21 protein-coding genes and 1 pseudogene are annotated in these 26,724 nt (G+C 53.2%); 16 read left to right on the forward strand and 6 right to left on the reverse strand.

What is annotated here, in order from left to right:
• The first annotated feature begins 22 nt into the window (after nt 1-22).
• From C4J85_RS10315 to C4J85_RS27470, 12 genes are all read left to right on the forward strand, one after another.
• Nucleotides 23-1,105: a hypothetical protein gene (locus tag C4J85_RS10315; RefSeq protein ID WP_124403771.1), complete on the forward strand. Its 1,083-nt coding sequence runs from the start codon at nt 23-25 to the stop codon at nt 1,103-1,105.
• A gap of 742 nt (nt 1,106-1,847) precedes the next feature.
• Nucleotides 1,848-2,708, forward strand: a complete 861-nt coding sequence (locus C4J85_RS27950) for a fimbrial protein (RefSeq protein WP_370881259.1) — start codon at nt 1,848-1,850, stop codon at nt 2,706-2,708.
• A 1,807-nt stretch (nt 2,709-4,515) separates the two neighbouring features.
• The gene (locus tag C4J85_RS10320; protein ID WP_124403773.1) at nt 4,516-5,049 is read left to right on the forward strand and encodes a fimbrial protein; all 534 of its coding nucleotides are present in this window, start codon (nt 4,516-4,518) and stop codon (nt 5,047-5,049) included.
• A 48-nt stretch (nt 5,050-5,097) separates the two neighbouring features.
• A complete protein-coding gene (locus C4J85_RS10325) occupies nt 5,098-5,841 on the forward strand; it encodes a molecular chaperone (RefSeq protein ID WP_218565847.1) in 744 nt (247 codons plus the stop codon).
• A gap of 58 nt (nt 5,842-5,899) precedes the next feature.
• Nucleotides 5,900-8,497, forward strand: a complete 2,598-nt coding sequence (locus tag C4J85_RS10330; protein ID WP_124403774.1) for a fimbria/pilus outer membrane usher protein — start codon at nt 5,900-5,902, stop codon at nt 8,495-8,497.
• A gap of 496 nt (nt 8,498-8,993) precedes the next feature.
• Entirely contained in the window at nt 8,994-9,470 is a 477-nt protein-coding gene (locus tag C4J85_RS10335; protein WP_124403775.1) for a fimbrial protein, read from the forward strand.
• Between the two features lie 98 nt (nt 9,471-9,568).
• A complete protein-coding gene (locus tag C4J85_RS10340) occupies nt 9,569-10,519 on the forward strand; it encodes a fimbrial protein (protein WP_164485248.1) in 951 nt (316 codons plus the stop codon).
• A 245-nt stretch (nt 10,520-10,764) separates the two neighbouring features.
• Nucleotides 10,765-11,349, forward strand: a complete 585-nt coding sequence (locus C4J85_RS10345; protein ID WP_124403777.1) for a fimbrial protein — start codon at nt 10,765-10,767, stop codon at nt 11,347-11,349.
• Between the two features lie 56 nt (nt 11,350-11,405).
• The gene (locus C4J85_RS10350) at nt 11,406-12,161 is read left to right on the forward strand and encodes a molecular chaperone (protein WP_124403778.1); all 756 of its coding nucleotides are present in this window, start codon (nt 11,406-11,408) and stop codon (nt 12,159-12,161) included.
• A gap of 54 nt (nt 12,162-12,215) precedes the next feature.
• Nucleotides 12,216-14,786 (forward strand): fimbria/pilus outer membrane usher protein, encoded by a 2,571-nt coding sequence (locus C4J85_RS10355; RefSeq protein WP_124409522.1) that lies wholly within the window; start codon nt 12,216-12,218, stop codon nt 14,784-14,786.
• A gap of 284 nt (nt 14,787-15,070) precedes the next feature.
• A complete protein-coding gene (locus tag C4J85_RS10360) occupies nt 15,071-15,976 on the forward strand; it encodes a cation diffusion facilitator family transporter (RefSeq protein WP_124403780.1) in 906 nt (301 codons plus the stop codon).
• Between the two features lie 63 nt (nt 15,977-16,039).
• Nucleotides 16,040-16,189, forward strand: a complete 150-nt coding sequence (locus tag C4J85_RS27470) for a hypothetical protein (RefSeq protein ID WP_164487595.1) — start codon at nt 16,040-16,042, stop codon at nt 16,187-16,189.
• A 744-nt stretch (nt 16,190-16,933) separates the two neighbouring features.
• Here the strand turns inward: C4J85_RS27470 and C4J85_RS10365 are convergent.
• Nucleotides 16,934-17,587 carry a beta/gamma crystallin domain-containing protein gene (locus C4J85_RS10365; protein WP_124403781.1) on the reverse strand — a complete coding sequence of 218 codons (654 nt, stop codon included), beginning with the start codon at nt 17,585-17,587 and terminating at the stop codon, nt 16,934-16,936.
• Between the two features lie 49 nt (nt 17,588-17,636).
• On the opposite strand from C4J85_RS10365, the gene C4J85_RS10370 reads away from it, so the two are divergent.
• The 4 genes and pseudogenes from C4J85_RS10370 to C4J85_RS10385 all read left to right on the forward strand — a co-directional run bounded on the left by C4J85_RS10370 (nt 17,637) and on the right by C4J85_RS10385 (nt 21,809).
• Complete coding sequence (locus tag C4J85_RS10370; RefSeq protein ID WP_124403782.1) at nt 17,637-17,930, forward strand: hypothetical protein; 294 nt, start codon at nt 17,637-17,639, stop codon at nt 17,928-17,930.
• A gap of 131 nt (nt 17,931-18,061) precedes the next feature.
• Entirely contained in the window at nt 18,062-19,393 is a 1,332-nt protein-coding gene (locus C4J85_RS10375) for an APC family permease (RefSeq protein ID WP_256657896.1), read from the forward strand.
• 83 nt (nt 19,394-19,476) lie between these two features.
• Nucleotides 19,477-19,926 (forward strand): annotated as a pseudogene (locus C4J85_RS10380) (SDR family oxidoreductase); the annotation flags it as partial.
• A gap of 464 nt (nt 19,927-20,390) precedes the next feature.
• Complete coding sequence (locus C4J85_RS10385; RefSeq protein ID WP_164487857.1) at nt 20,391-21,809, forward strand: IS1182 family transposase; 1,419 nt, start codon at nt 20,391-20,393, stop codon at nt 21,807-21,809.
• Nucleotides 21,810-22,086: 277 nt separating this feature from the next.
• On the opposite strand, the gene C4J85_RS10390 is transcribed toward C4J85_RS10385, so the two are convergent.
• The 5 genes from C4J85_RS10390 to C4J85_RS10410 are packed head-to-tail and all read right to left on the reverse strand — an operon-like array spanning nt 22,087 to nt 26,712.
• Nucleotides 22,087-23,169 carry a chemotaxis response regulator protein-glutamate methylesterase gene (locus C4J85_RS10390; protein WP_124362297.1) on the reverse strand — a complete coding sequence of 361 codons (1,083 nt, stop codon included), beginning with the start codon at nt 23,167-23,169 and terminating at the stop codon, nt 22,087-22,089.
• Nucleotides 23,132-23,665 (reverse strand): chemoreceptor glutamine deamidase CheD, encoded by a 534-nt coding sequence (cheD, locus tag C4J85_RS10395; protein ID WP_124366575.1) that lies wholly within the window; start codon nt 23,663-23,665, stop codon nt 23,132-23,134. Before cheD ends, C4J85_RS10390 begins: the two co-directional genes overlap by 38 nt.
• Nucleotides 23,662-24,471 carry a protein-glutamate O-methyltransferase CheR gene (locus C4J85_RS10400; protein WP_124362299.1) on the reverse strand — a complete coding sequence of 270 codons (810 nt, stop codon included), beginning with the start codon at nt 24,469-24,471 and terminating at the stop codon, nt 23,662-23,664. Before C4J85_RS10400 ends, cheD begins: the two co-directional genes overlap by 4 nt.
• A gap of 9 nt (nt 24,472-24,480) precedes the next feature.
• Nucleotides 24,481-25,020, reverse strand: a complete 540-nt coding sequence (locus C4J85_RS10405; RefSeq protein WP_124366576.1) for a chemotaxis protein CheW — start codon at nt 25,018-25,020, stop codon at nt 24,481-24,483.
• A gap of 36 nt (nt 25,021-25,056) precedes the next feature.
• On the reverse strand, nt 25,057-26,712 hold the full coding sequence (locus tag C4J85_RS10410; RefSeq protein ID WP_124409524.1) for a methyl-accepting chemotaxis protein: 1,656 nt from the start codon (nt 26,710-26,712) through the stop codon (nt 25,057-25,059).
• Nucleotides 26,713-26,724: the final 12 nt, after the last annotated feature.

The raw sequence follows: 26,724 nt of genomic DNA on the forward strand, positions 1-26,724 counted from the left end.
ACACCTACAGCAAGGAAGAACTATGGAACCTGTGGCTGCAATTAATGAGATTTTACTGAGTAACGAGCGGACTGTGATTGGGCGTGAAGATACTCGTAGATTTTTGCGTCTTGTAAGCGATGTGCATAATACCACTGCCGAATTAGTTTTTTCTGGTAAGACGCCGACCGTTGGTGCTACGATTTTTCGATTAGTTACTTTAGCGCTATCCTCAATATCGTTATCAGCAGGCTCTTGGTTAGGTCCGCCCGGAGCGCTTGCCACGCCATTATCGAACCCATTGTCAGACGATTTATTCAAAACACATATCGAATCTTTTGGGTTTGATGTTGTGTCAAAAGGCTTCGAGAGTCTAGAAGGGGCTAAGCGGGAATTTCTCACGCGAACTATTAATAACGGGATCTCTGTGGTTACTTCAGTAATAGAGTCTCTAAAAGGTATTGATGATCCGACATTTGATGCCAAGCTTACTGAGTGGGGAGTGGATCCCAGTATACGTCCGAGACTGTTGGAGAATTACAGAGCGATGCAGTCAATGTTGCTTTGGATGACGGAAGAGGGCGGGCAAGATATTTATCTTGTGGAACCGTATGACAATTCCGATCCCACTGCCGCCATTAACTTGGTTCAAGACGGCGAGCAAAGGATTGCGTTTTCTCTACAATTCTTTAAGAAATGCGCCATTCCCGCTGTTAATGCGCTTTTGCATGAGGTGGCGCATCTCTGCTGTAATAAATTTGATTTCTATTATTTTTCTCGTGAAAAGTCTTGCTTGGATGATCAGTATGCTGAACTGCCTTTGCATAGACAGATAAAAGATTTCGCCAGAGGTTTTGAGCAATCCTCCAAGCTTGTGGCAGAGCATATTGAAGGTGAGGAATTTCTTTCCGCTATTGCTCCCAAAGATAACACAAAGACGCTCACGCAACTTTATAATGAAGATGCTGACACCAAAGTAATGGTGAACTTTATGAATGCCGATTCGGTTAGCGCGTTGGCGATCGTTATTGCAGACTATAATTTACACCATGATGGCAATGTCCCTTTAAAGGAAACGTCATCCTTTAAATCTCCACCGGAAGCGGGTCTATATGTGGAGAGTTGAGATTCGTTTCAATCATTGATTTGTAGGATCTCGCACTGTTTCGTAAGCAGTGCGAGCTGGTTTTGTTGCGGGTGGTACTAAGGATAACGAAGAGTCCGTAATACATCGGAGGTTTGGCTTAAAATAGCATCCGCTTATAGCGAGATATAAAAGTGGCGCCGAATTCCAAACGTCATACAGTTGCAGAGTTTGTATCGGTAGTTATTGTCATACCGCAATAGCTGCATGTGTAACTGGTTATCGAACCATAAAGGGCAAAAAATAGTTTTTTTTCGTGCAGAATCTCAGAGGTAAGAAAGTTCCTCGTCCGACGAGGAAGATTCTTGCCGCTGCATTGAGCGGTCTGATGTTGTGGTGCATCTCGATGTGAAAAAATTATAGACAGTTGGAACGAGCCCGTAGGCTAAAAGTGTGATCCAACCTATTTCTCATCGTGACTGCGTGGTTGTCCCTAACTTTGCCGCCGGAGCAGGTCTGGTTCCGGTTGGAGTAAAGCGTCGGGTAGCTCCCATGTGCCTTCCAGTCATTTAGTGCGTTCTTTAAGGGCATAAAGGAGCAATGCCTGTTTAAAAAGGCGCCCTGAATAATTCAGTAAGAAAATTTACTGTTGATATCTGCCGTTAGTAGTGAGAGAGCACATCAAGCATGTTTTACGAGAGCAATATTATGTGTTGCGATGATATGTTAAGGCTCGGCGATTTTGAGTTTTATAATGGTACATTAAAAGAGGTTTGTTGTGGTGATGCGTTCGATAGTATTAGCAGCGTTGATTTTTTTCTCACATCAGGCCTTAGCAACCTGTAGCATAAGTGGTGCAGGCGAATTTAAACTTGGAAAGGATATAGCGCTTTCGAGTAATGTTCCTGTAGGTACTGTACTAAGTAGTCATCGTCAGGTTATTACATACGGGGGGTGTCGGGCGGACGGGGTTGCATATTTGGAGGTGCCTCAAAAGCTACAAGTCGGAAGTGGACTATCAGTTGTTTTTTATTACGACGAGAAGCCAATAAATGGGACTACTGCAAGGCTGGGATTTTTCAATTCTCGCACCGCTAATCACTACTTTGTGTCTTTTGATTTGGTCCGCAGCGCGGGTCCTGTAGCGGCTGGTGATTTACATGCCGGCGGGATTCGGGCTAAACAGCTAGATTCTGATGGTGTCTCGCTAGGACCAGACCAACCAGGCGCAGTAATTGGTAGTGCTATTCTCGGAACGTGCGTTGTTACAACCCCAAATATACTTGTTCCTTTGCCGGCGGTAACCAGCTCTGAACTTTCTAGCATAGGCGCAACATTTGGTGAGGTATTCTTCACTATGGCTGTCAGCTGTAACAGCTCGAGTAAGGTATACGCCGAATTCACTGACTCGAACAATGTATCTAACAGTGGTGAGTCTTTGGAATTAGGAGCGGGCTCGACGGCAAAAGGGATTAGGTTTCAGATGTTGCTTGACGGCTCTTTGGTAAGGTATAAGCAAAGAAGGGGCTTGGGCGATATTCAGTCGGATGGCCTAATTCCCATGTCAGTTCGTTATATTCGAGACGGTAATCTCATTCCGGGTAGGGCTGTTGCGCAGTCTACTTATATAATCAGTTATGATTAAATTCTTGACTAAGCCATCTTTTTTTCTCCAGGTGTTTCGAGAAAACCGCTGTCGAACAATAATAGAGCCGTTGAATGTGCTCTTTGAATGCGATACTCAGTTGTGGTTGATGATTAAAATTGTAATGCCCCCTACACTCGTGCCTACTGCGATTTGTCAGTAAGCAATGGTGTTGGCGAGCCAATTAAAATTCATATATAAACTAAGCCGCGCTCTTTATTCTGCACTCTGTGTTGCTGCTGCAGTCAGCAAGGATGTTCATGGGGTGTTAGGAGGCGGATTGTAGGAGGGGCATAGGGTTGCTGCCCCGCTGAAATAGTTTCTGCCATGGCGACGGCGGCAACCAGCTTTGGTGGTTAGATGCTTGGCTCCGATCGTTTATTGGGTGAGAGGGCCAAAGGCCCTCTCACCTTGTCCTATTTCCGGCGCTTTGATTTGGATAAATGAAATGGTATCTGCCTCCAATAATACCAGTCCACTTCCTTGCGCGCTAAAGTCTGCTACATTATCCGGACAAGTCATTTCCTTTTGGGGTGAAGTAAGGATAAAGGCGTTCGATATTTCACGAAGTTGTCCATCTGATTCAGCCTAATATACTGCTATTCGAAGCCGGATGCAGCGGTTCTTCAATCCCAGCGGGTCGTCGATTTTAGTGCTGCTGGCATTGATTCGACTGGCGCTCTTGGAATGGGCGGGGCGGGGTAAATAAAATCTAACGGGCTCATTTTGGGTCCATGTTCGCTCGTGTCATTAGGTGTGGGGTTCAGTCTTTCTCGAGTGAGCTTTATATCCTTATCATAAAAAATGCTCTTAGCATGATCATCTTCTCTCATACAGCGTTTGTTCACAGCGCTGTCGTTGGCGGGCAGGGTTTCGATTGCTGGCTTGGATAGTGCCTTTACAGGTTGCTCAGGCCTAGCGCACTTGGAGTGTATAGTATTGTGGTGGTAAACATAATTTTTCTGACCTCTTGCTTGAAGCGCTGACCAGCTGTATTCCCGTTTGAATTTCATCCCTATTAAACAGCTTGTATAATCGGCTGATTTTTCTGCTGGAGTCCGCATCGTTAATGTTTCTAAATCCTTGAGTAGTTCGGTTTTCCTCCTCAATGCCTTAGAATTTTGTGTATAAAGGATTTCGCGGATGTGTTTGACAAATTCTCTTGCTTCGTTTTTTTTCGCGGAGTTGTATAGCTTTATATGGCTGTTCCGTACTATTTTAATGGTTTTTTTTAAGTCCCCGCTTTTGACTCTTTGATTAACTATTGTTTTGGCTGTTAAGCTCGATATTGCATGATGCTGATTTTTCGGATATTTTCATAGAACGTCAAATAGTGATGGTTGTAGTTTGGTTTTCCGTATTTTGGCGTGAGAAAGTTTAGAGTTGCAATTTTCAGGTGTTTTAGGCCTTACAGGTGCGCTCAGTGGACCTTAGTATTGGGCTTGATACTAAATATACAATTTATGTAGGGGGCTTAATTTCAAAAAACGCTCTCAGGGTCTACGCATTTAGGGCCGGCACCGGTCGCCGGCTACCAGGCAATGTGGCCTACAAAACCTTAGAAGCCAGAGCAATTCGGACGGAGAGGGCATGCAGATTTTGGTGGGGAGCTAGAAGCAATTCATCCCGCTCCGAGAAAATTCTGGTCTAGGGCGAGCGAATTCTGACTTGAAATGAGAGCGTGCTGATGTGACGGGCTTACGGCCGAGTTTAAGATTTTCTGCCCTGTCAGGTATCGCAGCACCTAAATATCTGAAGGCTAAAAAACTCAGTTTATTCTAACTTGGCTATTGCGAGACCCGCATAAATGAACTTCAAAGTGTTTTCTGTTGCTGTCTGTTTTGTCAGCCTAAATCTGCCCGTCCTTGCTCTCGCCGCCCAGACTGGACAGATCAACATCACTGGCAGAATTATCGAAACGAGTTGCGTACTTGATGCTTCTTCCACCAATGTCAACGTTGTACTGCCGACCGTGGACAAAAGTCAGCTCGCTGGCGCTCAGAGCGCTACCGGTCGTACCGGCTTCACGCTGCAGGTGACCGACTGCCCGGAGGATGCCAAGGTTTCTGCTGCATTTCTGCCTGATTCCAATGTTAATCCCTACGGCAACTTGGTAAACAACGCTGTAAACAAAGCCTCCAACGTCGAGGTTCAACTGCTCGATCAAAATCATACCGTCATCAATATCAATACCGATGACAATGCTTCCCAGGCTTCACGTGCCGTGGATATCAACGGAAAAGGCAGCTTGCAGTACTTCGCGCAGTACTTCTCCCAAGAGGGGAGCGCGGGTGGCGGTGATGTTTCCGTCATGGCCAATTTCATGCTGACCTACGAGTAATCGACTCGCCCGGGGTGTTCACCTCGGGCACCACTGAGGTACCCCCTGATGTCACCTGTCTCCGCTCGACACTTGCCCTCTTTGATGGCAGGGCTGTTCCTTGCTGCATGCTCGATGTCCAGTGCTGTTGCCGGTGTCATGATCGATGGCACCCGTGTGATCTATTCCGCGAAGGAACGAGAAGTCACCGTAAAGCTGACCAACAAGGGCCAGAGCCCCGGGCTCCTGCAAGTCTGGATTGATCGTGGCGACGCCCAGAGCCGACTTCAAGATGCAGACGCGCCCTTTCTCGTTACGCCACCCATTTTCAGGTTGGACCCACAAAAAGGCCAGAGTGTACGCATTGTGTTCACCGGTGAAACGCTGCCTCAGGACAGGGAAAGCTTGTTTTGGTTCAACGCCCTGGAAATCCCACCTATTCCTCAAGGTGCCAGTGCTGGGGCGAACATGATGCAAATCGCTGTGCGTTCACGCCTGAAGATGTTCTATCGCCCGGTCGCTCTGTCCGGCGATGTTCGTAGCTCCGTGAGTCGGATGAAGTGGTCTGTGCAGCGAGTCGATAAGGGCTATGTCCTGCGCGGTGATAACCCGACGCCTTATCACCTGTCGTTTGGTGAGCTGTCAGTGAAGCAGGGCGACAAACGCTACGAAACCGGCGGCGGCATGATTGCTCCCTTCAGTCAGCAGGATTTTTCTCTCGCCGGTCATACCGGCAGTACTGGTGGCCAGGTGCTCTACCGCTGGATCGGTGATTTTGGCACCACCGCCGAACAGAGCATCACACTGAACTGAAATTGACGAGCTGATGTGCCGACAGGTATCACCTCGATACGCGTGCTCAGGTAATCCCATGTTTTTGACGACTCATGCACCGCATTATGCCGGCCGTTTTTTTGCTGCCCGGCATTGGCTATTTGTTACGACGCTCGGCGCGGTTCTGCCCGACAACCTCGCACAAGCCGAGGAAAGCAATGCTGCTCTCGCGTTGTTTAATCCGGCCTTTCTACAAGGCCAGGAAAGAAGTCTGGATATGTCGCGCTTCGAACGCGGGAACGGGGCCATGCCAGGCTCATATCGCCTCGATGTCTACGTCAACCAGCAGTGGATGGGACGCCAGGACATTCGGGTGCGTGACGGCGGCGATGGGAAACCGTCGCGAATTTGCTTTACTCCCGCGCAGGTCTCCAGCCTGGGCATTGACCTCAAGCGCCTGCCTGAAAGCCACGCCCTTGAAAGCGATGACTGCGCGGATATCGGCCTCTGGGTCCCTGATGCCCATATCGACATGGACCTGGGGGCATTGCGCCTGGACTTGAGCATTGCCCAGACTTACCTGAACCGCGCAGCACGAGGCTACGTTGATCCAGGTGACTGGGACCGGGGCGTGACTGCTGCGTTCGTTGACTACAACAGCAATGCCTTTCATAACGATTCACGCGGCTCCAACAGCACAGAGTTCTACACGGGTATCAATAGCGGTTTGAACCTGGGGGACTGGCGTCTGCGCCACAACGCAAGCTACAACCGCAGCAGTAGTGTTGGCGAATCCCGGAGTAAGTACAGCGCGCTGAGCACCTATGCACAGCGCGACCTGACCACGCTCAAATCACAAATTACCCTGGGGGATTACTACACGCCATCCGAGCTGTTCGACAGCGTATCTTTCACCGGTGTGCAAGTGGCGTCCGATGATCGCATGCTGCCTGATTCCCAGCGTGGATTTGCGCCCTCCATCCGAGGCATGGCGCAAAGCAACTCTCGAGTGACCGTGCGTCAAGCTGGCAACATACTTTACGAAACCAGCGTGGCGCCCGGCCCGTTTGTCATCGACGACCTCTACAGTACTGGCTATTCCGGTGACCTAGATGTCACGGTGACCGAGGCTGACGGCCGTATCCACAGCTTCATTGTGCCCTTTGCTTCGGTGGCACAATTGCTGCGCCCAGGGACCTCGCGCTACAGCGTCTCTGCCGGTCAATACCGTGATGACCGCTTGCGCAAAGTGCCAACATTCGTCCAGGCAACCTATCAGCGTGGCATTTCCAACCAGGCGACGGCCTACACTGGCAGCGTCGTCGCCGACCAGTATCTGGCGGTACAGGGCGGTATGGCGTTGAGTACTTCGGTGGGAGCGTTCGCGTTCGATGTCACACAGTCCAACGCTTCTGGTCTGCAGTCAAGCGATGAGGGTACTGACCCACTCGATAGCACCGCTAGCGGAAGGAGTTATCGACTGAGCTACAGCAAGCTCGTCGATAGCACCAAGACTAACTTCGTCGTGGCAGCTTACCGTTTCTCCAGCGAGGGCTACCTGTCCTTTAGCGATTATGCCCGAGCGCAAGACCTGACTGGTCCGGCACCTAACCGCCAGCGCAGTCGGCTTCAAGTGAACATCAACCAGCCATTGCCTGGCGATGCCGGCAGCCTGTACCTGAGCGGGTCGTCGCAGAATCACTGGAATAACGCCAAGAGCCGCGATACCAGCTTCCAGGCCGGGTATTCCAATAGCTATAGCTGGGGAAACCTGAGTCTTTCAGCCAGCCGTACCCAGGGTAGCAATAACAAGGACGATACCCAGTACATGCTGACGCTCTCGATGCCACTTGGCAGAGATCGCCATACCTCATACCTCACCAGCTCCACGACTTATTCGGGTAAAGGTGATGTGGGGACTCAGGTTGGGCTGTCTGGCTCTGTGGGGGAGCAGAGCGAACTTAGTTATGGGGTGTATGGCTCGCATGATCGTGCCTTCGGAGCCAGCAATAGCTCTACGGGGGCCAATGCCCAATACCGTATGGCCAAGACCAATCTATCGGGAAGTATTGGACAGGGGGAAGAGTACAAGCAAGTCGGTATCGGCCTTTCCGGCAGCATCGTGGCCCATCCTGGCGGCGTGACCTTCAGTCAGTCCAAAGGTGAAACGCGTGTCATTGTGGAGGCCAGGGGGGCACAAGGCGCGAGTCTGCTCAACAGCAATGGAGGCGCAATCAGCAGCAGCGGGTATGGAGTGGTGAGCGGCCTGATACCTTATCGTCATAATGAAGTTGTCATCGACCCGAAAGGTATGGCGGCGGACGTTGAGCTGGAAATGAGTTCGCAGAATATCGCACCGCGTCATGGCGCAATCGTGATGCTGAAATATCCAACCACTCAGGGGGCGCCGGTTCTGCTTAACCTGCGTGACGAGGCGGGTAATGCGTTGCCGACGGGGGCCGAAGTACTGGACGCTGAGGGCAATAGCCTGACCTTGGTTGGGCAAATGAGCCGAGCATTCATTCGTGCAGCGGAGCCGAAAGGTGAGCTGATAGTGCGTTGGGGAGACACGCTCGACGGTCAATGTCGCGTTTTGTACACCCTGTCAGCTGCAGCACGCAAAGATAAAGTGGATTTCGAAAAAGTCGACGCGTTGTGCACTAAACAATCAAGCACTTCCGTGGCGCTTAGGTAATGGCTACCGTTGAACTATAAGGTTAAATATGAGTCGCTGTCTGCTTGTTTTCTATTTCGTCAATTTCCAAGGCCGATGTCGGCATCCCGCTCACAGCGCAATTTTTGCACGGGATAAGGCGATTGGTTCTACCACTAACTGGAAAGAAAACACAAACTCTCAGCGCGTAGGGATGCTATGCCAGTACATGGGCGGGCGTAATGTCGGCATAGTGAATGGCACGCTTGTATCTGGATACTCAGATGCCTATCAGCCCAGTAATCCCGGTATAGGTATCCGTTTCAGAGCAACTACTTGGTATTCAGCTTCACAGCAAAGAGCGCTTCCATTTGATATTCCTGGGAATGGGCCCTCCGACTGCTAACCTTGCGTCACCATAATAAAAAATATGAGGGCTTCTGCACAGCTCGTCGTGGTGGGGCAGGTCTGTGCAGGCATTATTATGTCATTTCCAACCGCCCGCATCAGCTATTATGATTCTTAAGAGAGGGGGCCAATGAACGTGAAAATCAGCACGTTTCCAAGTATTATAGAAGCATCGTCCTGTAACGTAGATGGCGACATTATTGCCACAATGCCCAGGATTGAAATAAATCGACTCCCAAGCGTCGGAGCGGTCGCTGAAAGGACGCCTTTCACTATTGGAATGAATTGCGATTCTTCGATTGCTGTTCATATGGTCATCACTGATGCACTTAATCCGGGTAACATTGGGAATGTGCTGACGCTCAGTTCCGACTCGGAGGCAATGGGTGTGGGGTATCAGATTCTACGCGACAACAGCCCGATCAATTTCGGTCATGCCTCGTCTATTGCGGGCGCTTTAAATCAATTCAAGATTGTAAGTTCTACAGGTGGCACCGGGGGCCGGTTCCTGATTCCGTTTGATATCCAATATCAACGAACGGCGTCTTCGAGGCCGAAAACAGGCACGGCCAATGCCGTTGCGGTGTTTACCATGTCTTATCAGTAGTATTCAAATCGCACAATTAAGCGTCAGTACTGTGCGGTGAAAAGGAATGAATTGACTGAAGTTTCGCTCTAGCGAGGCAAAACCTAAAAGGTTGAATGATGAATCTTTATATACTCCCGCTGGTATTTTTGGGGGCTTTCTCGTCTCTATCAATTGCCGCTGTAAATATTCCCCTCGATAGCGCTGTTTTCGCGCGCGATAGGGAAGTCGGCTCGACCACCAACTGGAAAGCCAGTACTGGTTCTCAGGGCGTATGGGCGAAGTGTTCATACGAGGTGCGCAGCATAGGAACGGTTAATGGCCCTCTTGTTCCAGGCTTTTCGGATGTTTATCAGACTAATAATCCTGGCATTGGCGTGCGTTTTCGGGCGACGTCGTGGGATGCAGTTTCAGTACAGCGTACTCTTCCGTTCGATGTTTCTGGTGTTGGAGCTAGCTGTAAACCCAATCAGGATGTATTAAAACACATGAAAGCGACTGCGCAACTCGTGATAGTCGGCCCCGTCAGCTCTGGAACGATAACTGCATTTCCGTCCGCCAATGTGACCTATATTGATAAGGTTAAGAGAGGCGTAATGGATATCAAGATTAGCACTGCTCCAACCATAAAGGCGTCGACCTGTGATGTTGATGGCAATATTGATGTCAAGATGCCAAACATTGGGCTAAATCGCCTTCTGGAAGTTGGATCGGTTGCCGGCAGAACGCCTTTTAATATTGGAATGAATTGCGATCCTTCGATTTCTGTTCATATGGTTATGACCGACGCACAGAACCCGGGAAACACTAGCAATGTGCTGTCGCTCAGTCCCGGCTCGGATGCAACGGGTGTAGGGTATCAAATTTTACGCGACAACAGCCCAATCAATTTAGGTCCTGCCTCGTCTATCGCGGGCGCTTTAAATCAATTCAAGGTTTTAAGTTCCACAGGCAGCGCCGGAGGTAGGTATCTCATTCCGTTTTATATTCAATATCAACGCACAGCGTCTTCCAAACCGGGATCCGGTACGGCCAATGCAAATGCAGTGTTCACGATGTCTTATCAGTAGCCTCCAGAGTGGTTAGTCCAGACCTCCTAGTCTATTGCGAAACCCCAGGTAAAAAATTAGCCAATTTCTAATCAATCGAGGCCGGCCTGAAATTTCCCAAGGTGCATGGGAAATTTCCAGGGTGATCGCAGGGCTTTCCAATACACTCGCACTCGTTCGCGTGTAAAAATTTACATGCTGGCCGGCTGGATGCGGATAACGCTATTTGGTTGATATCAGTCTTATTGGATGCGAGGATCGAAGCTATGAAATTTCTTTGGGGTGTATCTGCGTTAACTTGCGTTCTACTTGGTGGGGTGGGTGTGGCGCATGCAGCAAGTAGTGGAAAAATTGAATTCTCTGGCGAGCTGATTGCGGCAAGCTGTACGGTCGCACCGGGTGCTGGTTCGTCAGGTAGCAATGGCAATATTAACGTAGATCTTGGGAAGGTTTCACTCAGTGATGTTGGTGATCCCGGTGTGGGCGTCACTGCAGCTACTCATATCAACTTGGACATTGATTGTTCATCGGGTGTGGGTGGCTTGAGTACAGTAAAAGTAAAGTTTGACCCGCTTTCTGGCTCTGGAATTGATAGTGCTGACGGTCGCCTGCTTAAACTGCAAAGTAGTGAAAAGGCGGCAAAAGGTGTCGCCATTGCAATTCTCAATGACAACAATCAAGTTCTAAACCTGAGTGCCAACGAAACGATCGATGCAGCGCTGAAGGTTGACGAGGGGAAAGCTACCGCTAACCTGAGCATGCGCGCTGCTTATGCGCTTAATGGGGCATCAGATGATGTTAAAGCTGGTGTTGGGAATGCGACCCTGCCTTTTACCCTGACTTACGAATAAAAAATTGCGATGGGGAGGATGATCTCCCCATTTGTAGCTTCGTGGAGGCGAATCAGGTGTTTAATAAGGCGCTATTTAGTTTTTCATTATTTCTATTAACCTTCTTTGTCAATCATTCGCAGGCAGCCATCTCATTGGGTGCCACTCGAGTGATTTTCGACGCTAAGCATCAAGAAGCTTCGTTGTCTGTGCTAAATCAAGGTGGTGAGGATGTACTGGTCCAGTCTTGGCTAGAGTCTGACTCAGCAGATTTTAACATTTCATCCTTTGCGGTCACTCCACCGTTATCCCGCCTATCGAAAGAGGGTCGTCAACAACTAAGGATACTTTACAGTGGAGAGGGAGTTCCATTGGATCGAGAGTCAATTGCTTGGCTGAACGTACAGGAAATCCCACAAAAAGTTAATGGGGAAAGTGTTCTGCAGCTTGCGGTACGCCAGCGGATTAAAGTGTTTTTTCGACCGCCTGGGTTGCCGGGTAGTGCGGTAGAGGCACCGACTCAGCTTAAATGGACGTTAAATAAACGTTCTCAGACTGCCGTACTGAAGGTTGAGAACCCAAGTCGATTTCATGTGTCGTTGACTGGATTGAGTTTGAGAGGCGCTGGTTACAATGATTTTCTAATGGGGGAGGGGCGTATGGTCGCCCCTAGTGAGAATGTAGAAATACCAGTCAATCCAATGGCTTCGGCTGCCAGTCTCAAATTGAATTTCAACGTCATTAATGATTACGGCGGACAGAACTCATATACGGCTGATCTATATATAGATAAAGTCAGTTCCGCTACGCCGAATACATTGGCTGACAAATAATTTTTATTCGCCAAGTTCTGTTGTACTGTCGAAAGGTTTGTTCTTGTGTTTTTTATGAAAAAAATCAGTGCTGAAAATCGCTCGGGTCTGTCCGCGCGCGTGCAGGAAAGCACGGCGGCACCTCACGACTTGGCGGATAAAGGTTTTAGACTTCGTAAGCTCGCTCTTGCAGTTGCCTTAGCGTTACCGGGGGCGGCCTATGCTAATTCCACGGGGAGCGAAGCAAATATTCCAGAGTTCGACCTTGCCTTTATTCAGGGCGGAGGCGAACAGCTTGACCTAGCCGAGTTTCTCAGGCAGGACAATGTTGCGCCTGGAACCTATCGTGTTGATATTTATGTGAACCGAGCTCTGACTGGGCGCAGAGATATTCGTTTTGATATCATTGATAAGTCAGGTAGGACTAAACCCTGTTTGACTCTGGAAGTGCTCGAAAAACTTGGCGTGGATGTGGAAAAGCTTAAGCGTAATGGTGTGATTGACACGGGCCTGCCGGACCGCTGTTATGACGCGAGTGAGTTAATCGACAAAGCCAGCGTTGAATACGATGCTGCTCGACTTCAACTGCATATTGGCATACCTCAAGCGGCTATGCTGCGAAGTGCCAGGGGCTATGTTGATCCTGCCCTTTGGGACTATGGTGTCAATGCTGGCTTCGTAAACTATCAATTCAGTGGACGTCGCAGTGAAAACTCAGGTAGCACGAGTGACTATTACAGTTTGGGATTGCGTAATGGCTTAAATATCGGTCAGTGGCGTCTGCGTAACGAGTCATCTTTGTCGGATGGCAGTGGAAATAAACGGCGCTTTACCAGCAACCGTATTTTTGCCGAGCGCGACATCACGTCGTTGAAAAGCCAATTGACACTGGGGGAAACTTACACCAGCTCTCAAACATTTGACAGTGTGCGTTTTCTCGGCATCCAACTGAGTTCAGACGAAGCCATGCTTCCCGATAGCCAACGGGGCTATGCGCCCGTTATCCACGGGACTGCGCAAACCAACGCGACCGTTGAAGTGAGCCAGAATGGTTACTTGCTATATAGCACTACGGTTTCCCCCGGGCCATTCGAAATTAGTGATATCTATCCCAGCGGATCAAATGGAGATCTTGAAATCACCGTGATCGAGGCGGATGGGAGTCGCAGTAGTTTCACCCAGGTTTACGCATCTCTACCACAGATGGTACGACGCGGAATGCTGCGCTATAACGCTGCCGCTGGCGAGTATGCGAGTAACAATCCTGATGACGCAGCGCCTTCACTGGCGACCTTAGGGTTTGCCTACGGCCTGACCAACGCCACAACCCTTGTGGGGGGCGTGCAGTGGGCTGAGGACTACAGGGCAACGAATGTTGGCGTCACACAGAACACGCCTCTTGGCGCCTTCGCGATAGATGTCACCCAATCAAATAGTGAAACCCGACAGCAGCGAAACCGAGGGCAAAGCCTCAGGTTGAACTATGCGAAAACACTCGCCGCTACCAATACGACTTTTACCCTAGCTACTTACCGTTATTCGACTGAAGACTATCGGACATTGGGCGACCATGTCACCGACCTGCGATTCATGGACGGTAACCACAGAGGGCGTGCGAAAAACCGTTTTGATATAACGATAAATCAGAGTTTGGGCTCGAGGGGAGGATCGTTTTATCTGAATGGCACTGAACAGCGTTACTGGAATTTACCCGGCAGTTCTCAGCAACTTCGCGTCGGCTATAGCAATAACTGGGGCTCGATCAATTATAATATTGACACCTCCTTTAGCCGTAACGATGCCTCTAATTATAAAAATGATAAAAAGCAGGTTGCTCTGTCGATCTCTATGCCTTTGGGAAGTTCACAGCGATCGTCGCGTGTCAGCTCCAATCTGAATTATGACAATCAAGGGCGTCATTCAACACAGATGGGGCTTAATGGCAATCTTCCGGGGCAAGATGATGCTTATTACAACCTCCAGGCAGGGCATGACAGCAGCGGGGGGGGCTCAGGGTCCGCAAGCCTGAGTGCGGTCACCTCAGTGGCTCGGGTGAATGCTGGTTACAGTCAAGGTCGTGATTATCAGACTTTTAGTGCTGGCGCTTCCGGTTCGGTAGTAGCGCATGCCGGAGGAATTAATCTAGGTCAACCCGTGGGCGACACATTTACCCTTGCAGAGGTGTCTGGGGTATCTAATGCAAAATTTTCCAGCCACGCCGGGGTTATCACCGGAAGGAACGGCTACGCGGTAGTACCCAGCGCTCAGATATATCGGACCAACTGGCTTACTCTGGATGCCCGTGACCTCGGGGCGGATACTGAGCTGCTGACCACCGCCCAACAACTGGTTCCCCGTCGCGGTTCCATAACACTAGCTAGCTTCGCGGCGGAAAGTGGGCGCCGAGTACAATTTAAGTTTCGAAGCGTAGACGGTAGCCCTATACCCTTTGGGGCTAGTGTTCAGGATGAAAATGGCAAAGTGCTAGGCGTTCTAGATCCAAAAGGTATGGCGCTTGCCTTAGTTGACCAGGAAGAATCGACTCTGATTGTAAAATGGAAAAGCGATAGTTGCCAGGCACATTATATTCTAGCACCACGAAAGCTCGATACAAGATTTGATAAAGTTCAGTTAGCATGCAAATGAGGGGAGTAAATTTAGGCGTTATTGCCAGTCTCTATTTTTGTTGAAGGTGTTAATCAGTCATCTCGACAGATATTAAATGTTTAGGGGGTTAATATGGGAAGCGAAATTATCGGTTGCTTAATTTGTGGTGCTATTATTTTGATCGGAGTGCTTATGCACTTCGCAAAGTGGAAGGTATAAGGCACGCCGCTTTATCAGCTCATCTGTCAGGTCGCAGCTAGTTATCAGACTATTGAGCGGTAATCGCAGTCAGCAGTTAATTGGTATTTTACAGAGAGAGTTACTTGAATAACCGAAGTGAGCAGTCGTTGCTCCAACAATCTACCGTCATGATGTTAGCAGTAGCGATCGCTGGGATTGCTACTGGTTTCGTTACGGGCGCTCAATCCGTCCTGTTCGATGGTTTTTTCTCGTTGATTGCAACCTTTATCAAAGTATTAATGCTGATTACAGCCAAACTGATCGCCAAGGAAAGTAATCACCGGTTCCAGTTTGGCTTCTGGCATTTGGAACCCATGGTGTTACTGATCGAAGGCAGCTTTCTGTTTTTGATCGCAATCTATGCATTTCTTAACGGAGTGTCTGGATTCATCAACGGCGGTCGTGAGATTGAATTAGGGATGCTGATCATCTATGCGGCAGTGTTTACAGTCGTCGAGTTCGCCTATTTTTTCTACATCCGTTATCGAAACCGTGAGCTTAAATCAACGCTGATTCAGTTCGATAACATTAGCTGGTTGGTAGATGCGATGTTATCGGTAGGACTGCTTGTCAGCTTTCTCACTGCGTTGTTGCTCACGTCACGGGGCTATGGTCATTTGGCCGTATATGCCGATCCGCTGATTTTGATCTTGCTGGCACTGAGTATATTGCCTCCCGCTTTCAATATACTGCGTCCGGCCTTGCGTGATGTGTTGGGCATGGCGCCAGACCAATTGGACAACAAAGTGCGACAGGTGATGGACGCGATTAAAATCGAGTACGGCTTCGAGCATTACGTTTCTTATGTACAGAAGCATGGGCGAGCGCGATTTATCGAGATCCATATTGTGCTCTCGACTGATTATCACGTGGAAGCGGTCGGGAACCTGGATACGTTACGTGACGAAATCTCGGCGAGATTGGGCCACGCAGATTCGGCACGGTGGCTGACGATTTGTTTTACGGGGGACCGGAAGTGGATTGTTTGATCTCTACGTGGTCGTCACTGAAGTGGGCAAGTTGCAAGGTGGACGTAATCAGCGGGAATGCGAGTGAGTTTGAGCGATAGTGCGTTTACCTTCTACGATGTTGCTGGTGACCGGGTCCGCACGGGCAAGCTGTGGTCGGTGCTGTCCGACAAGTTCGATCTGGAGCGGCGGTTATGGGTCATACCGGCGGAGGTGATGAACAACTCCAGTTAGTGGTACGAAAACCAGGTAACTCCCTTTCTGAAGATCTGCGAGGTGCAGGTCATCAGGTGGGGCGTTCCATGGCTCTGAGCTTGATGAAGAAGGTCGGGATCGCCAGCCGCCAACGCAGGCCCCACAAGTCTTCAGACGTCGAGTCTTTGGTGGCTGAGCAGAGCTGGAGCGTGAGGTTTACGTAGCTAATACCGTTCGCGGACGTCACCTATATCCAGCTCGGTAAGCGCTGGATCCGCGCTCGGTAGTTTTGGATCCGTTTGCGGCCGAATGGCGGGATGGGCGTATTCATTGGGCGCCGATGCGGCACTGGCAAATGAGGCGGAGGGCTGTTGAATTGATAGGGCGGCCTGAGGGCGTGCCGTTTCATTCTCACCAAGGCTGTCAGTACAATAGTCAAATAATTCAGGGCTGAACTGCAAGCACATAAGCTGAAGCAGCGCATGTGTCGAAAAGGGCAGTGTTGGGATAACGCATGATTGAGCTTTTTTGGCAGTTTGAAGTCCGAATGGGTACCCTAGAGAGGTTATAGCCCGGAGTATAAGGCCCCGGTAGACATCAACCTATATGTGGTGCACTGCAACAGCGCAAGGCGCTACGGTTACAAGAGCTATCGCTCGCCGATGGTGGCGGAAGAGCTAGCGGTGTGAGAACCGAAAAAACTATCTGCAATTACTGGATCAGTCCAATGCGACAAACCCCTTAATCCGCTGCTCTCTTGCGGGGGATTAAGGGGATTAAGGTTTAACGGACAAATGCGACGCCGTTACTGCTCTCCTTGATATTCTCGATGATAAGTTCGAAGCGATAGTCCTTTCGTTTGACCAGCTTCCAGCCTGCCGGGAAAGTTTCAGGATAAGTGATGAAATTTAGAGAATCTGTCGGCGCATCATACATAAAATAGGCTGCGCCAATTTCCATCGGAACCTTGTTTTTATCAAACAGGATGACAGACGTGACATACATTCTTCCATCATTGGGGATAAGCCCGACAATCTGGAAATCATCATTTACAAGAATATTTACCGGATTATCGATGGTATATGTCTGGACGAAAACATAATCTAGCGCTGTGTTTTCTGAACTGTTCGTTAGTTTAATCGACAGAAGTTGCGTATTTTTCGGTGCCACAACAAATTTGGAAAGTCCCTGAATTTCAGTGATGTCCGATGTGGACTCTGTCCATACTTTATAAATTTGATCAGCTTGTGAGTCCCGAAAGTGTCGCCATCCATGAACCAGACTTTGTTTGCCAATTTTAACAGAGAGAAAAGTATCATTCAGTTCCGATGGAAGCTCATAAACTACTTCCCTTTCTTTATACTCATGCGGCGTACCACTGAAATTTTTTTGTTGATAAAATGTGGCGCCGATTGAGCTATTTTTTTGATCCTTCATATAACGCTCCTTTTTGAGTAAATCTTCCAGATATTAACCTAGCAGGGAATTGGATAAAGCGCAAGAAAAGGCACTGGAAGAAGAGTGCTTTACCCAGGAAGTGGAAAACGGTTGCCATATCGAAGTCAGGGCCCGGGAGCGCGAAGACGCCGATATCGAAGTGTTGGTCAGCGTCTATACCGCGACGGGGCAATGCGTGGTCGAACGCACAAGGCAACTGCCCGGCGCCGAATGGACCGTGCACGACGGGCTCAAACGCGGCATCGATCAGGCGGAACGGATTGCCGGCGGGGAATCGGGACGCTTGCCCTGCGCTGACGCGCATTTGCACGACGACGATTGACGGAGGCGCTGCGCTGGTCTCCCAGCGGAAAACGGAACTTTGGCGGCGCGGGCATTTCCCATTGTAGATAGCCCTGCGTCAGCCGGCCCGCGCCGGATGATCGCTCATTGCAACCCACGCCAGAGCCGCCCATGCCCGTATCCAGCCTGACCCAAGGCGCACCCTCCAAACCGTCCTTGCGCCGCGCCGTGACGGGGCCGATGTTGTTTCTGTTCATCCTCGGCGATGTGCTCGGCGCCGGTGTGTATGCACTGGCCGGCACCATCGCCGGCGAGGTGGGTGGGGCGATCTGGGTGCCGTTGCTGGTGGCGTTGTTTTTTGCCATGCTCACGGCAGGCTCGTACGCGGAACTGGTGACCAAGTACCCCCATGCTGGCGCCGCTTCGGTGTTCGCCGAGAGGGCATTCAAGTCACCGCTGATTTCATTCCTGGTCGGCTTCAGCATGCTTGCGGCCGCCGTCACCAGCGCAGCGGGGCTGTCCCTGGCGTTTGCCGGCGACTACCTGGCGGCGTTCATCGAGGTGTCACCGCACCTGGCCGCGCTGATATTCCTGGCAGTGATAGCGCTTCTGAATGCGCGCGGTATCAAGGAGTCGCTGGGCGCCAACATGGTCATGACCTGCGTCGAACTGTCCGGGCTGCTGTTGGTGGTGGTGGCCGCGGCCTGGTGCATACAGTCCGGCGAAGCCAACCTCGGCCGCGCGCTGGAGTTCAAGGCCGGAGTCAACCCGATGCTTGCCGTACTGGGCGCGGCATTGCTGGCGTTCTATTCGTTCGTCGGTTTTGAAACGTCGGCCAACCTGGCCGAAGAAATACGCGGCGTGCGCAAAGTGTATCCGCGTGCGCTGTTTGCTGCGCTGGTGACGGCGGGCGTCGTATATATGGCGGTCGGTGTCGCCGCTTCGGTGGTGCTGCCGATGGACAAGCTGACGGCCACATCCGCGCCGTTGCTCGAAGTGGTGCGTGCCTCGGGCTTGAGCATCCCGCCCCAGCTCTTCGCCTTCATCGCGCTGGTGGCGGTCGCCAACGGTGCGCTGCTGACCATGGTAATGGCCAGCCGCCTGGCCTATGGCATGGCCCGCATGGGCCTGTTGCCGGAGCCACTTTCGCACGTGCTGCCCAAGCGGCGTACGCCTTGGGTCGCGATCATCGCCAGCACCCTGGTGGCCATCGCCCTGACCTTGACGGGTACCCTCGCGGCGCTGGCCGAGACGGTCGTGCTGTTGCTGCTCTTCGTGTTCCTCAGCACCAACCTGGCGGTGCTGGTACTGCGCCGCGACACCATCACCGAACAGCATTTTCGCGTGCCGACCTGGGTGCCGGTGCTGGCAATTGTTTCGTGCTTGATCCTGCTCAGCCAGCAAAGCCTGGACACCTGGCTGCGCGGTGGCGCGCTGATGCTGCTGGGCATGGCGCTGTACGCATGCAACCGCTTGGCGACACCGGCTGTAGGCCCAGGCTAACCACTCATCTGATCTATATCCCCGGCTGAAAAATCCCTGTAGTGCCCTTAGGGCTTGAACACCGCCAGCAGGCAATTATCGGCCTGGAAGACATCCCTGACGAGGATTGGCTAAAGACCTTTAACGTTAACGTCACTGCGATGTTTCGCATCTGCAAGGCCGCGCTGCCGCACATGGTCCAAGGCAGTTCGATCATCAACACCAGCTCGGTCAATTCCGATGCGCCCAACCCCACGCTGTTGCCGTATGCGGCGACCAAAGGCGCGATCGCCAACTTCACTGCGGGCCTAGCGCAGATGCTCGGCAAGCGCGGTATTCGCGTCAACAGTGTGGCGCCCGGGCCAATCTGGACGCGATTGATCGTATCGACGATGACCGAGGACTCCGTGAAGAGTTTTGGTGGCAATACGCCGCTGGGGCGCCCCGGCCAGCCAGCCGAAGTCTCGCCCATCTATGTGCTGCTGGCGTCGGATGAGGGCAGTTATATCTCCGGTGAACGTTACGGCGTGACAGGTGGCAAGCCTATTCTTTAAATGAAGCGAGGCATTCGATAACGACGACGTAGGCGACTTTCTGGTTGAGCGGCTCAGCCAACGGGGGGGGCGATGCCGCAGAGGCACTAGCAGCGCTGTTACCGTTGTCCATCACACCATGTACCGTCCGCTTGCTGGTCAGCTTGGATGCTGTCCGCCTGATGGCGATGGACAGGATGAAACGGCACAGCCGGGATCCTGCTTTCTAGGCCTTGATACTCCCAGAAAACAAGTCCAGAATTAAGTCTTTTCCTGCCCAGGAAAGAAAAGAAACCCCTTAGATTTCAATGAGTCGGACGCCAGATACGAGTCTCGTTTCCCGCTCCAAATATTGCGCTACAGAGTTCCATTGAATTCTGTAAGTGATTGAAATCAGGACCTTCGCAGACTGTGTGAAAACCTAGCAATCTGCGCAGAGCTCAAAGAAAATGCTCCGTATCGAAAGATACGGAGCATTTTTCGTTATGGCCTACATTCAAGGCGAGTCCCGCAGCCAGACCAGCCTGTTTCCGGTCTCGCTGGATGAGTTGATCCCTGAGGATCACCTTGTTCGCGTCATCGACCTCTACGTCGCCAAGTTGGATCTGGTGCAACTGGGCTTTGATAAAGCGCTGCCCAAAAGTACAGGTCGCCCTGCGTATGATCCTGCCGATCAGCTAAAACTCTATCTCTACGGCTATTTCCAGCGGATTCGTTCATCGCGTCGTCTCGAAGCGGAGTGCCAGCGCAACATCGAAGTGATGTGGCTGATCAACCGGCTGAAACCCGACTTCAAAACCATCGCTGACTTTCGTAAAAACAACAAACTGGCTTTTGTGGCGACGTGCCGTGCCTTCGTCCGGTTTTGCCGCGTGGCCGGCCTGATCGCGGGCGACTTGGTGGCCATTGATGGCAGCAAGTTTCAGGCAGTGGCGTCCTCGCGGCGTCACATGAGTCTCAAACAACTCAAGCGTCAGGAAGAGAAACTGGATAAGCGCATTGCTCAGTATCTGGCCGAACTGGATGAGGCTGACAAGGCCGAGGCGGGAGAGGTGATTGATCGCGGCGCGATTAAAACAGCGCTGGCACAGCTTGAAGTTCGCCAGCAGGACAATCAGAGCTGCCAGGCGCTGATGAGCTCGATGGGCCTCGAACAGTTCAACACCCACGAAAGTGATGCCCGAATGATGCGCACGCCAACAGGGCCGCGGGTGGCTTACAACGTACAAACTGCCGTAGACGCCGCACACTGCCTGATTCTGCACCACGAAGTGACCCAGGACGGCGACGACCGAAAACAGCTTGAGCCAATGGCCAAGGCCGCCAAAGAGCACTTGGAACAAGAGGCCTTGAGCGTGACGGCCGATGCTGGCTACTCAAACGGCCAGCAGTTTCAGGCCTGCGAGGAGGCTGCCATTACCGTCTATGTGCCACCGAATCGCTCCGCTAACCCAGGCGGTGAGGAGCTCTTCGAGCGCAAAGACTTTACCTACGAAGCCAAACATGATCGTTATCAATGCCCAGCGGGCAAGTGGCTGACGCTTAAGCAGCGCAACAAGGGAGATCGGATCTATCAGGCCGATGTCAGTGATTGCACTGCCTGCTCGCTCAAATCCCAATGCACTGGCGCCCAACGCCGTTATGTCTCGCGCCATGCCCATGAGGAAGCCTTTGAGCGAATGGAGCAGCGAATGCTGGCCCATCCGCAGATGATGGTAAGCCGAAGATCCATCGTTGAGCACCCTTTCGGCAACCTCAAGCAATGGCTGTTTGGGAATGGTCGCTTCCTGCTGCGCCAGTTGGAGGGAGCAAAAGCAGAAATGGCATTGGCGGTGAATGCTTACAACCTCAAGCGAGCGATTAGCGTGCTCGGAGCCCGCCAGTTGATGGCGCTGATGGGCTGAAAGGCCTTTTTCCGTCTGTTACTCACACAAAACAAAACGCCCCGAACAAGTTCGGGGCGTTTGTTGGGCTGGCCTTCAGTGCGTTTTCACACAGTCTGCTCGGGTCCTTTTTTCGTTCCGGAAATTCAGCACCATCCAGGGCTTTACCAGGGCTGCACGCAGCCCCACGGGAGCGGTGCGACAATTCGACAAGCCCGCTCGCCACAATCGCCCTATCTGCCGGGCGTTCAGCGTAGAGCCAAAGTTGTAAAGACACCTATACCTTTGGTGCTCAGGCTCACTTATATAAAATCGCCTGATGAATATTCTCCAACGCCATGATGCGCTGGGCGGCGTTGAGCTTGATGGCTTCCTTGGGCATGCCGAACACCACGCAACTGGCTTCGTCCTGGGCTACCGTGGCGGCGCCGGCTTCGAGCATTTCCTTTAGCCCGCGTGCGCCGTCGTCGCCCATGCCGGTCATGATGATGCCGGTGGCGTTCTTGCCGGCGAATTTGGCTACCGAGCGGAACAGCACGTCCACCGACGGGCGATGGCGGTTGACCAGTGGGCCGTCGATGACCTGGGCGTGATAATAGGCGCCGCTGCGGGTCACCATCAGGTGTTTGCCGCCGGGAGCGATCAGGGCGAGGCCGGGCAGGATGCGGTCGTTGTTGCGCGCTTCGCGCACTTCGATCTGGCACACGCTGTTGAGGCGCTCGGCAAAGGAGGCGGTGAATTTTTCCGGCATGTGCTGCACGATCACCATGCCAGGGCACACCCTCGGTAGAGCAGTCAACACGGCTTCCAGGGCCTGGGTGCCGCCGGTGGAGGTGCCGATGGCGACGATGCGTTCAGTGGTCTGGGCCATGGCGTGGCCGTTGGCGGCGGGCAGGATTGCGTCTGCGCTGAGCTTGCCGGGTGGCGCGAGGGCGGGTGTTGGTTGGACGGTTCGTTTGCCCAGGTTCTTGACGTTGGAGTTCGCCGCCGCGCGGATAGCCGCGACCAGCTCGGCCGCCGATTCGATCAGGAAGTTCTTCAGCCCGGTGGTGGGTTTGGTGATGATTTCCACTGCTCCGGCCGACAATGCCTGCAGGGAGGTTTCGGCGCCTTTCTGGGTCAGCGAGGAACAGATCACCACCGGTGTCGGCCGCTCGCTCATGATTTTGCGCAGGAAGGTGATGCCGTCCATACGCGGCATTTCGACATCCAGCACGATCACGTCCGGCCATTCCCGAGCCAGTTTATCCATGGCGAAAATCGGGTCGGACGCGGCGCCCATCACATGGATGTCCGGCGTGTCGTTGAAGATCGCCAGCAGCACTTGCCGGACTACGGCCGAATCATCGACCAACAGCACGCTGATTTTTTTGGTAGGCATTTTTTTTGAATGTTCCCATTGGTTGGTGCCGGACCCAGACGTTGCCGTTCCACAGGTCGAACACAATAGTGCGATAGCCGGTACTGCCCATGTCCTGAGCGGTCAGGTGCAGGTGATGGCGCTCGGCCAGGGCCAGCGCTGCGCGAATATTCAGGCTGGCCACGTCCTGCGCCGGCAGGGGACGCGGCTGTTCGGGGAACATCTCGCCGCCGCCGAACAGCTTGACCTGATAATCCCGGGCCTGCGTGCCGTTGGCATGAGCGTGGCGCAGCAGCAATTCGAGCGCCTCGTCGGCATATTTGCCATCCAGGGGCTGACCTTTGCGCGAGCGCGCCGGCAACATGAAATGGCACATGCCGCCGATCAGCCGTTGCGGATGCCAGAAAGTGATCGCCACACAGGACCCGAGCAAGGTACGCAAGCGTGTCGGCCGCGTCGCAAAACTGACCTGGCCCGGCGCCAGCACCACTTCGACCACATCGGCAGGCTTTTTCATGGCTTGCGATAAATCGACGGCGCCACCAGCTTCAACGTATCGTTGACGCCGTTGAGGCTTTCGGAGTGGCTGATGATGAAGTAACCGCCGGATTTGAGCAGCGGCAGCAGCCTGGCGACCACCTGGCTTTTGGTCTGCTGGTCGAAATAGATCATCACGTTGCGCAAGAAGATCACATCGAACTCGCCCAGGCCGGGCAGCGGTTCGTTCAGGTTGACCTGGATAAAGTTGACCCGGTTGCGCAGGGCCTTTTCGATCAGGAAAGTCCCGTGCTGGCGCCCTGTTCCCTTGAGGCAATATTTGACCAGCAGCGGCTGGGCCAGGGTGCCGGCGCGCTCCATGGAGTAATGCCCGTTGCGTGCCTTGGCCAGCACCTGGGTGCTGATGTCCGAACCGATGACTTCCCAGGGCGTGGTGCCCAGATTCTCCGCCAGCGTCATCGCCAGGCTGTAGGGTTCTTCGCCCGAAGAGCTGGCCGCGCTCCACACGCGAAACAGTTTGCCCGGCGGCGCCTTGGGCAGCACCTGCTGGCGCAGGAAGTCGAAGTGCTTGGGCTCGCGGAAAAAGTAGGTCTCGTTGGTGGTCAGCAGGTCCAGCGCAACTTGCAGCTCGCCCTTGCGCTGGTCGCTCATGATCAGCTTGAAGTACTCGCCGTAGCTCTGCAGTTCGTAGTGTTTGAGGCGTTTGAACAGCCGCCCGGCCACCAGGGCTTTCTTGGCGGGCGACAGGTTGATGCCGGCCGCGCGGTACAGCCAGGACTGGAACTGGCCGAATTCACGATCATCAAGTGGGCTGGTGTCTGGCATGATCGAGCCTCAACGCGCGTCGAGGTCGAGAGCCAGCGCCTGGCCAGTCTCGGCCAGGCTGGACATCTCGTCGATGGACAGCACTTTGTCCACCTCAAGCACAATCACGAACTTGCCATCGACCTTGGCCATGCCGCTGATGAAATCCGCGCGGATGCGTGCGCCGAAGTTGGGCGGCGGTTCGATCTGTGTCGCCGGGATTTCCTGCACGGCGGAAACGGTGTCGACCAACAGCCCGATATCCTGCGGCTGGCCGTCTTCGGTGATGGCCTCGATGATGATCACGCACGAACGCCGTGTGATCGACGAGTTCGGCCGGCCAAAGCGCGCCGACAGATCGACCACCGGCACCACGGCGCCGCGCAGGTTGATCACGCCGCGCACGAAGGCGGGCATCATCGGCACCACGGTCAGGCTGCCGTATTCGATAATTTCCTTGATGCCCAGAATGCCGATGGCGAACATTTCGCCACCGAGCATAAAGGTCAGGTATTGCGCATCCTCGCCTGCCGCGACGGCGGTATGGCGGGTAGTCATCACTGCGCCCATGTCATTCTCCCTGTGAGCCCGCATCGATTCTTGCGATCAGAAACGGGTGAATTCCGATTCGTCCGGGGCGCTGGCCACGTTATAGGCGAAGGCTTTGCGCGGTGCCTGCTGCTCCGCGCGTGGCGGCTGGCGGTCAGGCTTGCCGGCGCTGTCCGCGCTGCGGCCTTGAACCGGGGCCTTGGGGCTGGAGTCCAGCACGAAAAAGCTCATGGCCTGTTGCAGTTGCTCGGCCTGGCTGCTCATTTCTTCGGCGGTGGCGGCCAGTTCCTCGCTGCTCGAGGCATTTTGCTGGGTCACCTGGTTGAGCTGGGTCATTGCGGTGTTGATCTGCGCGACACCGGCGGCCTGTTCCTCGGACGCGGCACTGATTTCCTGCACCAGGTCGGAAGTTTTATTGATGGAGGGCACCATTTCGTCGAGCAACTTGCCGGCTTTCTCGGCCATGTCCACGCTGCTGGAGGACAGTTCGCCGATTTCCTGGGCGGCTACCTGGCTGCGCTCGGCCAGCTTGCGCACCTCGGCGGCCACCACCGCAAACCCCTTGCCGTGCTCGCCGGCCCGGGCGGCCTCGATGGCGGCGTTGAGGGCCAGCAGATTGGTCTGGTAGGCGATGTCATCGATGATGCTGATGCGCTGGGCGATTTTCTTCATCGCCACCACCGTCTGCTGTACCGATTCGCCGCCTTCGGTGGCTTCCTTGGCGGCCTTGCTGGCCATGCCATCGGTGACCTTGGCGTTTTCGGTGTTCTGGTTGATGCTGGCGCTCATCTGTTCGACCGACGCACTGGTTTCCTCGACGCTGGCGGCTTGTTCACTGGTGGCCTGGCTCATCGATTGCGCGGTGGCGCTGACTTGCTCGGAAGCACTGGCCAGGTTATCGGCGGCATTGCGCACCTCACCGATGATATGCGCCAGCTTGCCGACCATGTTGCGCATGGCGTTGAGCACCATGCCGGTTTCATCCTTGGCACCCGGTTCGATGTGCGCGTTGAGGTTGCCTTCGGCCAATTGCCCGGCGGCGGTGGCGGCTTGTCGCAACGGGCGGGAAATGATCCGCGCGATGAACAGGGCCAGGCCAATACCGATCAACAGGGCGACGACCAGCGCCGCGATGATCGACAAGCGTGCGTTTTCATACAGCGACGCGCCCTTGTCACCGGCGACGGTGGCGCCGGCGTCATTGAGTTCGACCATCTTCTGCAGGCGGCTGGTCACCTCATCGAAATGCGTCTTGGACTCCCCCCTGAGCAAACCGCGAGCCTGGGCTTCCTGGTTCTGCCGGGAAAATTCCAGCACCTGCTTGCTGGCTGCCAGGTAGGCGGACCAGGCACTGTTCACGCTGGCCAGGAGCTGGCGGTCCTCATCATTGGACAGCAATTGTTCGTAGGTGCCCATGCGGGTTTCGAACTGCTGGCGCGCGTCGTCGGCTTCCCGTTCGGCCTGCGCCTTTTCCTCGGCGATCTCGGTGCCGATGTGGCGGTTTTCCTTCAAGCGATAGTTGGCCGCAAAAAAGCGCATGCCGGCCGCTGCGCGCATGGAGGGCATCCAGTTGCCCTTGATATCCTGGGCCGCCTGATTGACTGCACCGAGCTGGTGAATGGCGAAGCCGCCCATGGCCGCGGTAAGCGCCAGGACCACCAGGAATGAGCTGATCAACTTGGTGGAAATTTTCAAATCGTAGAACCATTTCATCGGGGAACCTCC

This window comes from Pseudomonas sp. R4-34-07 (genome assembly GCF_003852375.1).
Taxonomy (GTDB): domain Bacteria; phylum Pseudomonadota; class Gammaproteobacteria; order Pseudomonadales; family Pseudomonadaceae; genus Aquipseudomonas.